The 13,433-nt window shown below is 63.5% G+C and carries 13 protein-coding genes; 4 read left to right on the top strand and 9 right to left on the bottom strand.

Annotation, left to right across the window (positions count from 1 at the left end; all coding sequences use genetic code 11):
- Positions 1–38 precede the first annotated feature (38 nt).
- Positions 39–959, top strand: coding sequence for a hypothetical protein (locus DYZ14_RS10025; RefSeq protein WP_154720547.1), 921 nt, complete (start codon positions 39–41; stop codon positions 957–959).
- Here DYZ14_RS10025 and DYZ14_RS10020 read toward each other — a convergent pair.
- Both DYZ14_RS10020 and DYZ14_RS10015 read right to left on the bottom strand, forming a co-directional pair.
- Positions 923–1,339: a GFA family protein gene (locus DYZ14_RS10020; protein WP_154720546.1), complete on the bottom strand. Its 417-nt coding sequence runs from the start codon at positions 1,337–1,339 to the stop codon at positions 923–925. The two genes, DYZ14_RS10025 and DYZ14_RS10020, sit on opposite strands and share 37 nt — an antisense overlap.
- A gap of 86 nt (positions 1,340–1,425) precedes the next feature.
- Complete coding sequence (locus DYZ14_RS10015) at positions 1,426–2,802, bottom strand: class II 3-deoxy-7-phosphoheptulonate synthase (protein WP_154720545.1); 1,377 nt, start codon at positions 2,800–2,802, stop codon at positions 1,426–1,428.
- 264 nt (positions 2,803–3,066) lie between these two features.
- On the opposite strand from DYZ14_RS10015, the gene DYZ14_RS10010 reads away from it, so the two are divergent.
- On the top strand, positions 3,067–3,966 hold the full coding sequence (locus tag DYZ14_RS10010) for an alpha/beta hydrolase family protein (protein WP_154720544.1): 900 nt from the start codon (positions 3,067–3,069) through the stop codon (positions 3,964–3,966).
- Between the two features lie 505 nt (positions 3,967–4,471).
- On the opposite strand, the gene gor is transcribed toward DYZ14_RS10010, so the two are convergent.
- From gor to rpiA, 3 genes are all read right to left on the bottom strand, one after another.
- Positions 4,472–5,860 (bottom strand): glutathione-disulfide reductase, encoded by a 1,389-nt coding sequence (gene gor / locus DYZ14_RS10005; RefSeq protein WP_154720543.1) that lies wholly within the window; start codon positions 5,858–5,860, stop codon positions 4,472–4,474.
- A 128-nt stretch (positions 5,861–5,988) separates the two neighbouring features.
- Positions 5,989–6,525, bottom strand: coding sequence for a DUF2059 domain-containing protein (locus DYZ14_RS10000; protein WP_154720542.1), 537 nt, complete (start codon positions 6,523–6,525; stop codon positions 5,989–5,991).
- An 18-nt stretch (positions 6,526–6,543) separates the two neighbouring features.
- A complete protein-coding gene (rpiA, locus tag DYZ14_RS09995) occupies positions 6,544–7,242 on the bottom strand; it encodes a ribose-5-phosphate isomerase RpiA (protein WP_115669266.1) in 699 nt (232 codons plus the stop codon).
- 161 nt (positions 7,243–7,403) lie between these two features.
- On the opposite strand from rpiA, the gene gph reads away from it, so the two are divergent.
- A complete protein-coding gene (gph, locus tag DYZ14_RS09990) occupies positions 7,404–8,078 on the top strand; it encodes a phosphoglycolate phosphatase (RefSeq protein ID WP_154720541.1) in 675 nt (224 codons plus the stop codon).
- 33 nt (positions 8,079–8,111) lie between these two features.
- Here the strand turns inward: gph and DYZ14_RS09985 are convergent, their stop codons facing one another.
- From DYZ14_RS09985 to DYZ14_RS09970, 4 genes are all read right to left on the bottom strand, one after another.
- Positions 8,112–10,004 (bottom strand): L,D-transpeptidase family protein, encoded by a 1,893-nt coding sequence (locus DYZ14_RS09985; RefSeq protein WP_154720540.1) that lies wholly within the window; start codon positions 10,002–10,004, stop codon positions 8,112–8,114.
- 313 nt (positions 10,005–10,317) lie between these two features.
- Positions 10,318–10,992 carry an MIP/aquaporin family protein gene (locus DYZ14_RS09980; protein WP_210209286.1) on the bottom strand — a complete coding sequence of 225 codons (675 nt, stop codon included), beginning with the start codon at positions 10,990–10,992 and terminating at the stop codon, positions 10,318–10,320.
- Positions 10,993–11,016: 24 nt separating this feature from the next.
- Positions 11,017–11,511 (bottom strand): arsenate reductase ArsC, encoded by a 495-nt coding sequence (locus DYZ14_RS09975; protein WP_154720539.1) that lies wholly within the window; start codon positions 11,509–11,511, stop codon positions 11,017–11,019.
- A gap of 11 nt (positions 11,512–11,522) precedes the next feature.
- The gene (locus DYZ14_RS09970) at positions 11,523–11,855 is read right to left on the bottom strand and encodes an ArsR/SmtB family transcription factor (protein ID WP_154720538.1); all 333 of its coding nucleotides are present in this window, start codon (positions 11,853–11,855) and stop codon (positions 11,523–11,525) included.
- Between the two features lie 155 nt (positions 11,856–12,010).
- Here DYZ14_RS09970 and fumC point away from each other — a divergent pair, with 155 nt between their 5' ends.
- Positions 12,011–13,402: a class II fumarate hydratase gene (gene fumC / locus DYZ14_RS09965; protein WP_154720537.1), complete on the top strand. Its 1,392-nt coding sequence runs from the start codon at positions 12,011–12,013 to the stop codon at positions 13,400–13,402.
- Positions 13,403–13,433 lie beyond the last annotated feature (31 nt).

The following is a 13,433-nucleotide window of genomic DNA, read 5'->3' as shown; positions in this document are numbered from 1 at the left end:
CATAATGTTCAAGTTTTTCAGCAAAGCGTAGCCAAGCCATGCGGCCACTGACCCGCACCGAGATCGCCGTCCACCCCTTGTTCCCGACGATCGAGAAACAGATCGCCGAACACCTGATCGCCATACACCTGCGCACGCCCCGCCTGTCGCGGCTCAAGGCGTCGCATCGCAAATGGCTGATGACCCATTCGCTCTTTGCCCTGTCCCTGCAGCGGAGGGACGATGATCCCCTGTCGGGTCTGACCGCCACCCGCTTCGTCGAGATCGTCATGAAGCTGGGCGCGGCCAGCCGCAATACGGCCACCGCCTTCCTCGCCGAACTGGTGGCCTACAAATTCCTGCGCGACGTCCCCGACGTGCCCGACCGCCGTGTCCGCGTGCTGGAAACGACCGAAACCGCCTATGATGCGATGAAGGCCTGGTTCATGGGCCACATGGCCTGCCTCGACCGGCTGGACGGCGGTGAGAGAGAAGCGCTTGCCCTGGCCGATCCGCGCATCTTCCGGATCGCCCAGCCCATGGCGGCCGCCCATCTAGTCGAAGACCCCATCTGGCGCGATCCTCCCGACAGCATCGGTCATTTCCTCTGGTCGGATCTCGGCGGCATGGTGCTGCATGACCTCATCGCCCGGATTCCCGGCACGCCGAACCCGGCGGACCGCATCGATGTCGGCCGCCTGTCGCTGCCCGAGCTAAGCGAAGTCTACATGATTTCGGCAACGAACCTGAAGCGCATGTTCACGAAGGCCGAGACCGAGGGCCTGCTTGGCTGGGATCTACCGCGCCGGCGCGGATCGCTGTGGCTGTCGCGTCGCTTCGTCGACGACTATTTTAAATGGCAGTCGGCAAAATTCGCGGCCCTGGAAGAGGCCTTCCACCACGCCCTTGCCGAACTCGGCATAGCCACGAACACGACGGCTTCTCATCCGCTGCTGGCGGAGGCGGGCCTGCCGGCCTGAAAGGAGGGCAGGCCGTCGTCGACCGCGTAGAATTCGCCCTTGTCGGCACAGAAGATATGATAGCCCGCGGCCAGCCCGCCCGGCTCGTCGAAAGCGCCGGCCATGACCGAGACATGATCGCTGCCGTCGCGCTGCCAGAACAGGGCCGAACCGCACCGCGTGCAGAAACCCCTCTGCGCCTCCTCGCTCGATCGATACCAGCCCACCATCTCTGAGCCTGTGAGCGCGATACGGTCGTGTGCAACGTCGGTCGCCGCGTAGTATAGACCCGTCTGGCGCCGGCATTGCGAACAATGACAGAAGACGACCTCGCGCAGAGGTCCGCTCGTCCGGAATCGAACTGCGCCGCACAGGCAGGCCCCTGTTCTCTGCTCGTCCATTCGATACCCCGATCTGACAAAAAGAAACCGGGCCAGCTTGGGGAAGCCGGCCCGGTCGGTCAAATGCGCTTATCTGAAGCTTAGCTTCAGCCGTTCGCCACCATCATCCGCTTTTCGTCGCGGCCGCCCTTCATCCGCTCGGCGAGCAGGAAGGCCAGTTCGAGCGCCTGGTCGGCATTGAGACGCGGGTCGCAATGGGTGTGGTAACGATCCTGCAGGGCTTCCGCCGTGACCGCACGCGCACCGCCGGTGCATTCCGTCACGTCGTTGCCGGTCATCTCGATGTGGATGCCGCCCGGATGCGTTCCTTCCGCACGATGGATCTGGAAGAAGCTTTCGACTTCCGACAGAACCCGCTCGAACGGACGGGTCTTGTAGTTGTTGAGCGTGATCGTGTTGCCATGCATCGGATCGCAGGACCAGACGACCTTGCGGCCCTCGCGCTCGACCGCGCGGATGAGACGCGGCAGGTGATCGGCGACCTTGTCGTGGCCAAAACGGCAGATCAGCGTCAGACGACCGGCCTCGTTGTTCGGGTTGAGGATGTCGATCAGGTTCAAAAGATCGTCCGCCTGCAGCGACGGACCGCATTTCAGGCCGAGCGGGTTCTTGATGCCGCGGCAGTATTCCAGGTGCGCATGGTCGGCCTGGCGCGTGCGGTCGCCGATCCAGATCATGTGGCCGGACGTGGCATACCAGTCGCCGGAGGTGGAATCGACGCGCGTCAGCGCTTCTTCATAGCCGAGAAGCAGCGCTTCGTGGCTGGTGAAGAAATCGGTCTCGCGCAGGCTCGGATTGGTCTCCGAGCTGATGCCGATCGCCTTCATGAAATCCATGGTCTCGGAAATCCGGTCGGCGAGCTTGCGGTAACGCTCAGCCTGGGGGCTATCCTTGACGAAGCCGAGCATCCACTGGTGCACATTGTCGAGATTGGCATAACCACCCATCGCGAAGGCGCGCAAAAGGTTGAGCGTCGCGGCCGACTGGCGGTACGCCATGATCTGCCGATCCGGATTGGGAATGCGCGATTCCGGCGTGAACTCGATGCCGTTGATGATGTCGCCGCGATAGCTCGGCAACTCGACGTCACCCTGTTTCTCGAAGTCCGACGAGCGCGGCTTGGCGAACTGGCCGGCGATGCGGCCGACCTTGACCACCGGCAGCTGCGCGCCAAAGGTCAGAACGACGGCCATCTGCAGGAAGGCGCGGAAGAAGTCGCGGATCGTATCGGCGCCATGTTCGGCGAAGCTCTCGGCGCAGTCGCCGCCTTGCAGCAGGAAACCATTGCCCTCGGCGACATTGCCGAGCGCCTTGGTCAGCCGACGGGCTTCCCCGGCAAAGACCAGCGGCGGAAACTTGGCGAGACGGGCTTCGGCATCGGCAAGGGCGCCCAAGTCCGGATAGGCCGGAACCTGCTTGATCGGCTTGCTGCGCCAGCTGCTCGGGGTCCAATTCTGTGCCATGATCGTCACCTGCTGTTCGAAATAGGACGGCCTCCTCCCGGCCGCTTTGGATCGGGGGCTTATAGACCCTAATATTTGCCTTGCAAAGCCGAACTTGAAGGGCCACCGGCAACGATTCTGCCGGGGCGGCGAAAAAGACACCACGGCCTCTGCCCTCGGGCCTGATAAGCCGCCCCCTGTCGGCCAACTGCTCGGACTTGCATTTACATGAACGTAAACGTAAGTATTTTCGTCGTTGGGCGTGGGAGATGGAGGAGATCAGCCATGCAGAACCGGATAGCCTTCGTGCGCGAAGAGATTACATTTGCCGCTTCGGACAGCTTTCCCCTCGCCGGAACCCTGTTTCGCGGGGATGGCGACGGTCCCCTCGCCCTGATCTCGTCCGCCGCCGCCGTCCCGCGCGGCATCTATGCCCGCTTCGCCGAACACCTGGTGGCCGAACGCGGCTTTCGCGCCGCGCTGACCTATGACTATCGCGGCGTCGCGGGCTCCCGCATTCCCCGCGGCTGGAAGGCCCGGCCGAGCATGGCCGACTGGGCGGAGAAGGACATGGCGGCGGCGGTCGACCGTCTGGAAAGCGTGGCCCCCGGCCATGCCATGGTCGGCGTCGGCCAGTCCTTCGGCGGCCAGGGCCTCGGTCTCTGCGGCCGCGCCAATCGCTTCGACCGCTATCTGATGGTCGCGGTCATGTCGGGCCACTGGGCCTATACCGCCGAGCCCTACAAGGTCTTCGCCTCGATGAACCTTGTCGGCGTTCCGCTCGCGCTCTTGACCGGTCGCGTTCCAGGCTGGATCGGCCTCGGGCAAACGCTGCCCGGTACGGTATTTCGCCAATGGGCTCGCTGGGGCCGCTCGCCCGACTATTTCTTCGCCGACGCCAAAATGGATGCCGCCCGGCGCTTTGCCGAAGTCCGCACCCCCATCCTGTCGATCGGCGTCGAAGACGACGTATGGGGCACACCCAAGGCGCAGGAGGCCATCCTCAAGGCCTATGTCAATGCCCCCGTCGAGCGCATGCGCGTATCACCGGCGGCAGCCGGTCAGCCGATCGGTCATCTCGGCTTTTTCCGCCCGGCTTTCCGCGAAACCCTCTGGCGGCCGGCGATCGACTGGCTGGCAGACAACCGCCCCTCAGTCGCGCCAAAGCTCAGCCAGGTACGATAAACTATTGATCCGTAACTAGAATATCAGCCACCCCCAGTCGTTTCGTCCGGAAGCGATGGAGGCTGGCGTCCATCGAAAAATTGTCATACTCTAATCTTTGGAGGCGACGGGCGAGGTCGCATCCGGATTGCGTGCAGTCAGCTTCGCGCCAGCCTCGACGGCTACGGGAAGCAGGTGCGGCCATTGTGCCCATGTGTTTGTAACGATCATGAGGATCTGTGCTATGGCGTATGATTGGAGTGGTGTTCGTACCAGGCGTATCCGGCGGCTGAAATTCGCAGTCGCTTCCTGTCTCGGACTGATGGCGCTCGCGGCGCCGGTTCTGGCCTTCACCTGAAGAGATTTTTCGCTCGCAACGGAACCGTCATGACGTTCCGGCGTTTGAGCTTTGTCGGATGGGCGCCTTGGCGCCTGTCCGAGGTTCCTTCCGCATCAATTGCCCCGTCCCATCGACGGGGCATTTTTCGTTGGAAGCAACCCGGCCCGGAAAACGGCGGTTGCGGCTTCAGACCCGCTCGCCGTTCTTCACCCGATAGCTCGGATTGTACATCGTCACCAGTTCTTCGGCCGCCGTCGGATGGACCGCCATGGTCCGATCGAAATCGTCCTTGGTGCATCCGGCCTTCAGCGTGATCCCGAGGATCTGCGCCATCTCGCCGGCATCGTGCCCGAGGATATGGGCGCCCACGACCTTGCGGTCGGCAGCATTGACGATGAGCTTCATGATGGTCTTCTCGGCGCGTCCCGAAAGCGTCGCCTTCATCGGCCGGAACTGGGCGCGGTAGACCTCGAGCTCGGCGAACCGCCTGGCCGCCTCCTCTTCCGAAAGGCCGACGGTCCCGATCTCCGGCTGCGAGAACACCGCGGTCGCAATCATGTCGTGATCCGGCGAGGTCGGATTGTTCTTGTATTCGGTCTCGATCAAGCACATCGCCTCATGGATTGCCACCGGCGTCAACTGCACCCGGTCGGTCACGTCGCCGAGCGCGAAAATGCTCGGCACATTGGTCCGCGAATAGGCATCGACGATGATGGCCCCGCGCTCGTTCGTCTCCACCCCGGCCGTCTCCAGGCCGAGCCCTTCGGTATAGGGGTCGCGGCCGAGCGCCAGCATGATCTGGTCCGCCACCAGTTCGCCGCTGTTCTTGGTTTCCGCCACCAGTCGACCGTCGGCGCCCTTGCTCACCTGTTCGATGATGTCATGGCAAAGGATGCGAATGCCCTTGGCCTCCATGGCCTCGTGCAGCCCGTGCCGCATGTCGTGGTCGAAGCGGCTGAGGATCTCCGCGCCGCGATAGATCAGCGTCGTCTCGACCCCGAGGCCGTGGAAGATGTTGGCAAACTCGACCGCGATATAGCCGCCGCCGGCAATGACGATCGCCCGCGGCAGTTCCTTCAGGTCGAAGGCTTCGTTGGACGAGATGCACAGTTCATGACCGGGAAGCGCCGCATGCGGATTGGGAGCACCACCGACGGCGATGACGATCTTTTCCGCAGTGACGATCTTGCCGGACTTCAGCAGGCGCACACTGTTCGGGCCGGCCAGTTCGGCCCGCGTTTCGAGGATCTCGGCGCCGGCATTGTCCAGACCCTTGCGGTAGAGGCCTTCGAGCCGGGCGATCTCCTTGTCCTTCGCCGCGACCAGCCTCGGCCAGTCGAAACGGCTCTCGCCGACGGTCCATCCATAGCCGGCCGCATCCTCGAAATGCTCGTGGAACTGCGAGGCATAGACGAACAGCTTCTTCGGCACGCAGCCACGGATGACGCAGGTCCCGCCGAAGCGGTATTCCTCGGCGATCGCGACCTTCTTGCCGAGCGACGCGGCGACGCGGGCGCTGCGCACCCCACCGGAGCCGCCACCGATCACGAACAGATCATAGTCAAAACCGGACATGGCGTTTCTCCTTGCAGATCATTGGGCAAATCATTGATGGGCATAGCGGCCCAGATATAGGATCGCCCTCCCCCAAAAGAAAAGCCCGGAACGTGTCCGGGCTCTGTGTTCTTGCCGTTAGCCCGCGATCAGGGCTTGGCGGCCGGTGCAGCCGGTGCGGTTGCGCCGACCTCCTTCAGCATCGCCTCATTGGCCTGCTTTTCGAGATCGCGAGAGATCCCAGCCGTCCAGATGTCCGCGGCCTTCAACAGTTCACGCATGGCGATAGGCCCGTCCTTGAGCAACTTCTTGCCGGCCTCGCTGGTGTAGAAGGTAGTGATCACGTTGAGCTCCTCTGCGGAGAAGGCCTTGGCATAGACCAGCGCGGCCTCGCGCTCCAGATCACCGCGGCGCGGCGCAAGCTTGATGGCCTCGGCATCGACCGTCTCGGAGATCTTGCTCTCTAGGTCAGGATAGGCCTGGATGAGTTGCGTCTTCAACTGATCGGACACCGCCGGCAGGATGGTGTCGAAACGGTCGGTCACGCCAAGCGCGGTAATCGCCGCGCGGGCCGCCTGCACGTGTTCCGGCGCGACGTCCTGGGCCTGGGCGACCGGCCCCATGAACAGGCTACCGGCAATGACGGTGACAGACGCGAAACGTCCCAAGCTCGAAAAATTGACCATGAAATTCACAGCTCCTGTCTAGTTCTTTGCGTCGATGACCCGCGCGCCGGCCGGACCGGCGATAATGGCAAGCGTGGCCAGATTGATGAATAGCCCGTGCTCGACCACACCCGGAATGGTATTGAGCGCGATAGCCAAGGCCTCTGCATCAGGAATACGGCCAAAAGATGCGTCGAGAATGAGGTGTCCGCCGTCAGTGGTGAAGAGACCGTCGCCGGAGGCGCGCAAGGTCATGGCACCGGTCAGCCCCAGCCGTTCGGCCGCCTTCTCCACGGCGATACAGGTCGAAACCTGGCCGAAGGGATTGATTTCGATCGGCAGCGGAAAGCGGCCGAGCGTCTCGACGACCTTGCTTTCGTCGGCGATCACGATCATCTTTTCGGAAGCCGCCGCAACGATCTTTTCGCGCAGAAGCGCGCCGCCGCCGCCCTTGATCAGGCGCAGCCGGCCGTCCACTTCGTCGGCCCCGTCAATGGTCAGATCGAGCTGCGGCAGTTCGTCGAGCGACTTCAGCGGCACGCCGAGTTCGAGGCACAGGCGCGCCGTGCGCTCCGACGTCGGCACGCCTTCGACCTTGAGGCCGCCTGCCACCTTTTCCGCCAGAAGCCGGACGAACTCCTCCGCGGTAGAACCGGTGCCGATGCCGAGACGCATTCCGTCCTCGACATGCTCCAAAGCCGCTGCCGCAGCCTTTATCTTCATTTCGCGGGCGTCCATGCGCCAAGAGCTCCTGTCCGTTTCGTCGACAGCTGTTTACACGCCTCGCCGGGCAAACGAAAGCCCCTTTCCGATACCGCGGTATCGGTTGCCTTTTGCCCGCATTTCGCCTACCCGGCTAGTGCGATCCCGCGTTCCCTGAGCAGTGACGGAGCATGCCCATGAAAGCCCCCACGATCGTCTTCGACCTCGACGGCACGCTCGTCGACACGGCGCCAGACCTGGTCGCCAGCCTCAACCATACAATCGCCGTCGCCGATCTGCCGCCGGTGGGTTACGAGGATCTCACCCATCTGGTTGGCCAGGGCGCCCGCGCCATGATCGCCCGCGCCTTCGCGCTACGCGGTGCGCCGCTCGCGGATGAAGACCTGCAGCCGCTGCTCGATCGCTTCATCGCCCATTACATGGCGGGGATGCCTGGGGACAGCCGGCCCTATCCGGGCCTCGTCGACGCCCTGGGACGATTGCGGGAGGCCGGCTTCCGGCTCGCCGTCTGCACCAACAAGATGGAATCGCTGGCCTTGCCGCTGATCGAGAAACTGGGGCTGGCCCACCATTTTTCGGCCATTGCCGGCGGCGACACCTTCACCGTGCGCAAGCCCGATCCGGGCCACATAACCGCGACCATCGAGCGGGCCGGCGGTGATCCGCGCTTGGCCGTGATGGTCGGTGACAGCGTCAACGACATCCTTGCCGCTCGCAATGCCGGCATCCCGTCCATCGTCGTGCCGTTCGGCTATTCGGATGTTCCCATCGCCGAACTCGGAGCCGACCGGCAGATCGATCACTTCGACGAACTGACGCCGGACCTGCTCGCGCAATTGCTGCGGAAATGAAAAAGGCGGGTCATCCACCCGCCTTCGTCATCGTCAGCCGCGCGGGACGCGGGCGTCGCTGGTCGCCTTGAAGGCCTTGCGGGTCGCCTCATCCCGGTCATACACGTCTTCGAAATAGTCGATCTCGCCGTCCTTGTTCGGCCAGGCGGTGAAATAGGAAACATAGACCGGGATCTTCTGCGGCACCTGAACCGCGCGGTTCTGCCCGGACGCGATCTGCTTGGCGATCTCGGCCGTCGTCGTGCCCATCACCGCCGCCGCCATCACGCGCGGTTCGGCCAGACGAACACATCCATGGCTGAGCGCCCGCATGTCGCGCTGGAAGAAGCTCTTCGACGGCGTGTCGTGCATGTAGATGGCATGGCTGTTAGGAAACAGGATCTTCAGCTCGCCCAGCGCATTGTCGCCACCGGGCGGCTGGCGCACATCGACGCTGTGGGTGGTGTTCCAGTCGACCTGCGTCGAGGAAACCTTGCGACCGCCATAGCTCACCTCATAGCCGAGGCGATCGAGATAGGACGGATCGCGGCGCAGCTTCGGCAGCATCTCGTTGACGATGATCGACTTCGGCACGCCCCAGTAAGGGTTGAACTCGACCGTCTCGATCTGGTCCTGGAAGAAATAGGTCTGGTTCGACTTGGAACCGACGACCACCCGCATCGCCAGTTGCTCGCGGCCCTCGTTGACGAAATAGGCTGTATAGGACGGCTGATTGATGAAGACATAGCGCTGTCCCAGATCATCCGGCAGCCAGCGGATCTGTTCCATGGCGACGATCAGCTTGTCGATCTTCTCGGCATTGCTGTGGCCGGTCAGCGCCCGGATGGTCGCGCGCCCGACGACGCCATCGGGCTTCAAACCCTTTTCCTTCTGGAAGGCCTCGACGACGGCGACGAGGTCGGGCGTGTAGTCCGGCGTGCCCGCATAGCCCGCAAGCGCGGCGGCATGCTCGGCCTTGAGCGCATCCGACCCTTCGGCCTTAATGGCTGCGAGGATGTTGGCGAGTTCGGCATTGCTCTGGCCGGGCTTCAACAACGTGCCCGGAGCAATCTCGACCCGAGCCCCGGCCTGGCTGTCGGCGGCACGCAAGCGGGCAAGCTCCGCCGTCATGGCCTTGAACTGCGCATTGTCGGGATCGCGCGAGCGGAGATAGGCGGCAACGTCCGGGCTCAGCCGCAACATGTTGAGCACCGGCTTCAGGTTGACCGACTTGCGCTTGAAGTCGTGATAGCCGGAAATCTTGTTCGGATCGATCCGCCCCCGCTCCGTGTCGGCGACATAGGAGAGCAGCTTTGCCGACAGTGCCACCTCGAACCGGGCGATATCCCGGGCAAGCCTGTCGGGGTCGGCCGGGTCGGCCGCTTCGACCGGCACCGGCACGGCATAATCCTCAGGGGCAAGGCCGACCGCATCGACGGCGGCCAGACCGGCGAGCATCTGGCGGGCGCGCTCGGTCAGGCCGGCCTCAGTGACCCAGATCAGCGGCTTATTGTCTGCATAATAGGCCTCGACGGCTTTCGCCACCTCGTCCGTGGCGCGCACGCCGGTGTCGGCGAGGAAACGGCGCACCTGCGGCTGGTCGGTAGCGACGGTCGAGCTTACGGCATCAGAGCCCGCGGCAGCGGGTTCCGCGGGTGCGGCCGGCACCACCGGTGCCTTGATCGCGATCGCCCGCGTCGCCTCGGGCTTGTAGGTGTAATAGCGCGGACCGGCGACCTTCGGCAGCGGCTCGGGATCGCCCATTTCCAGCCCGCCCCGTGCCTGGGGCTCGATGATCGAGCGCAGTCCGGGCCTCTCGCTGGATCTGCCCGGCCCGCCGCGCAAGAGGTCGAGAAGTGTGGCCGCCTCGGCCGCCGGAGGCAAGGCCGAGAAGGCCGTCATCGCGGCAAGCGCTGTCGTTGCCGCGATCCTGGTGTAATTGGTCATTCCTGCACTCGCTCCAGCTCTTTCGTCGCGAAGCGGCAACCGGGAGGCTGCCGCCGTTCATGGCGCGGTTCACTAGCCGATAGGCATAACATTGAAAAGTTGTCGCCGCTTCGCCCGCGGCGCCGGCCTGTTTCAATTCTGCGTGAATCCACGACGTCCGGCGCACCGGCACATCAGCGGACTTTAATGAAAACACTGGTTAAATTTTCCTTACTCCCCGGCCACGGGACTGTGGACAGCCGCGAATGGCCGTGCGGAAGCCCGCTCATTTAGGCGGGACACGTGCCAAATATGACACGGCCGACAAGCCTTCTCAGTCTGCCGACTTGCCCGTACCGGCGAGCAGCCAACGCGACAGGAAAAGCGCCAGCATCGCGCCGATCAACTGCACGACGACGAAAGCCGGTACGTCTACCAGGCGAATCCCGGCAAAGCTGTCGGAAAAGGCGCGTGCCAGCGTCACGGCCGGATTGGCAAAGGACGTCGAAGCGGTGAACCAATAGGCTGCGGTGATGTAGAGCCCGACCGAAAGCGGAATGCTCTCCGGCCGATGGCGTCGCGTCAGAAGGATGGTGAGGAGCAGACCGAAGGTGGCCACCCCCTCGGCGATCCACTGCCCCGCTCCCGTCCGCGTCTTGATCGACATCTGCAGCACGGCAAGGTCGAACATCAAGTGCGCCAGCCATACGCCGACCAGTCCACCGGCGATCTGCGCCAGGGTGTAGAAGACGGCGTGCCGTTTGGAAATCTCTGCCGAGACCAGCATGACCAGCGTCACGGCCGGGTTGAAATGGGCCCCCGATACCGGACCAAGCATAGTGATCAGCACGACGAGGATCGCGCCGGTGGCGATGGTGTTGCCGAGCAAAGCCACCGCCACATTGCCGCCGGCCAGCGCCTCGGCCATGATGCCGGAGCCGACCACCGTTGCAAGCAGCAGGGCAGTGCCGAGAAACTCGGAGGCGATCCGTCTGATTGTGCTCACGATTTCGCCCCTCGGCCCCGCCTGCGATTACTGCTTGCCGATCTCGCTCACCCGCTTCTGCAGGGCGAGCCGGTCAAGGCTGCTGATCGGCAGGTTGACGAAAATGGAGATCCGGTTGCTCAGCATCCGGTAGGTGTCGGCAAACGCCAGCGCTTTCTCCGTCTCGGTTCCCTCTACCGCTGCAGGGTCCGGAACGCCCCAATGGGCCGTCATCGGCTGGCCCGGCCAGACCGGACAGGCCTCGGCAGCGGCCGAATCGCAAACCGTGAAGACGAAATCCATCTTCGGCGCACCGGGCACGGCAAACTCGTCCCAGCTTTTGGAACGCAGGCCGGACGTGTCATAATTGCTACGCTTCAGCAGATCGATCGCCATCGGGTGAACCTCACCCTTGGGATGCGAGCCGGCGGAATAGGCCGTGAACCGCCCCCGCCCCTCACGATTGAGGCAGGATTCGGCCAGAATCGAGCGCGCCGAATTGCCGGTGCACAGGAACAGGACATTGAAATGCTCTTGGGTCATGGAAGAGGCCTCTAGCAACGACAAGTTATTTCATCGAGAATCGGGCGGCAGATCTCCGGGGAGCCGCCGCAGCAGTCCTCCAGCAGAAAACCCATGAGTTCGCGCATGGAGTCGAGATCGGCTCGGTAGCGGATGTGGCGCCCTTCCCGCTCGCCCGCGATCAGCCCGGCATTGGCCAGCACGGTCAGGTTCGCCGAAAGCGTATTGGCGCGGAAGTTCAGGGCGGTGGCGATCTCGCCGGCGTTCAGGCCCTCCGGGGCATGCCGCACCAGCAAGCGAAAGACAGCCAGACGCCCTTCGTGACCGAGGGCCGAAAGTGAATCGAGGGTTTGCTTCGTATCCATAATTCCAGAAATCATGAAATATCGAAATTTACAAGATGGCCCCATCGCTTAATTTAACCTGAATTCGACACTCAAATATAAGGGAACCCATTGGCACCAGGCCGGGCTAGGGCTAAACATCCCCTTACGCAGCAGATTGAGAGCAAGGTCACCCCATGAGCAATATCCGCACAGAAACCGACACATTCGGCCCGATTGACGTCGCGGCCGATCGCTATTGGGGCGCGCAGGCCGAGCGCTCGCGCGGCAATTTCAAGATCGGCTGGGAGAAGCAGCCGCTTTCCGTCGTGCGTGCGCTCGGCATCGTCAAGCAGGCAGCGGCCCGCGCCAACATGGCGCTCGGCGGTCTCGATCCGGCGCTCGGCCAGGCAGTTGTGAGTGCCGCGCAGGAAGTGATCGACGGCAAGCTCGACGACCATTTCCCGCTCGTCGTCTGGCAGACCGGCTCCGGCACGCAGTCCAACATGAACGCCAATGAGGTGATCTCCAACCGGGCGATCGAAATGCTCGGTGGCGTGATGGGTTCGAAGAAGCCGGTGCATCCCAACGACCACGTCAACATGAGCCAGTCATCGAACGACACCTATCCGACGGCCATGCACATCGCCTGCGCCGAACAGATCGTCCGCCGCCTGATTCCCAATCTGAAGCACCTCCACGAAGCTCTTGATGCCAAGGCGAAATCCTTCGCCCACATCATCAAGATCGGCCGTACCCACACCCAGGATGCCACCCCACTGACGCTCGGCCAGGAGTTCTCCGGCTATGCCGCCCAGGTCGCCTCGGCGATCAGACGGATCGAGCTGACGCTGCCGGGCCTCTATGAACTCGCGCAGGGCGGGACCGCCGTCGGCACCGGGCTCAACGCGCCGGTCGGCTTTGCCGAAAAGGTGGCGGAAGAGATCGCATTGATCACCGGCCTGCCCTTCGTCACCGCCCCGAACAAGTTCGAAGCGCTCGCCGCCCACGACGCCATGGTCTTCTCGCACGGCGCGATCAACGCCGCCGCCGCCGCCCTGTTCAAGATCGCCAACGACATCCGCTTCCTCGGCTCCGGACCGCGCGCGGGCTTGGGCGAACTGGCGCTGCCGGAAAACGAGCCGGGCTCGTCGATCATGCCGGGCAAGGTCAACCCGACCCAGTCGGAGGCGCTGACCCAGGTCTGCGCCCACATCTTCGGCAACCAGGCGGCGATTACGTTTGCCGGCAGCCAGGGCCATTTCGAGCTCAACGTCTACAATCCGATGATGGCCTACAATTTCCTGCAGTCCGTGCAGTTGCTCGGCGATGCGGCCCGCTCCTTCACCGACAACTGCGTCGTCGGCATCGAGGCCCGCGAGGACAACATCAAGAAGGGCGTGGAAAACTCGCTGATGCTGGTCACCGCCCTCAATAGCCGCCTCGGCTACGACACCTGCGCCAAGATCGCCAAGACCGCCCACAAGAACGGTACGACGCTGCGGCAGGAAACGGTCGGCGGCGGCTATCTCAGCAACAAGGAATTCGACGAACTGGTGCGGCCGGAGCTGATGATCGGGCCGAAGTAAGGAAGCCGGCAAACTTGATGGCGCCCGCCTT

This window comes from Ciceribacter sp. T2.26MG-112.2, assembly GCF_900492205.1.
Taxonomy (GTDB): Bacteria; Pseudomonadota; Alphaproteobacteria; order Rhizobiales; family Rhizobiaceae; genus Allorhizobium; species Allorhizobium naphthalenivorans_A.
The sequence above is the reverse complement of the archived record's forward strand: the minus strand, read 5'-3'. Positions and strand labels throughout refer to the sequence as shown.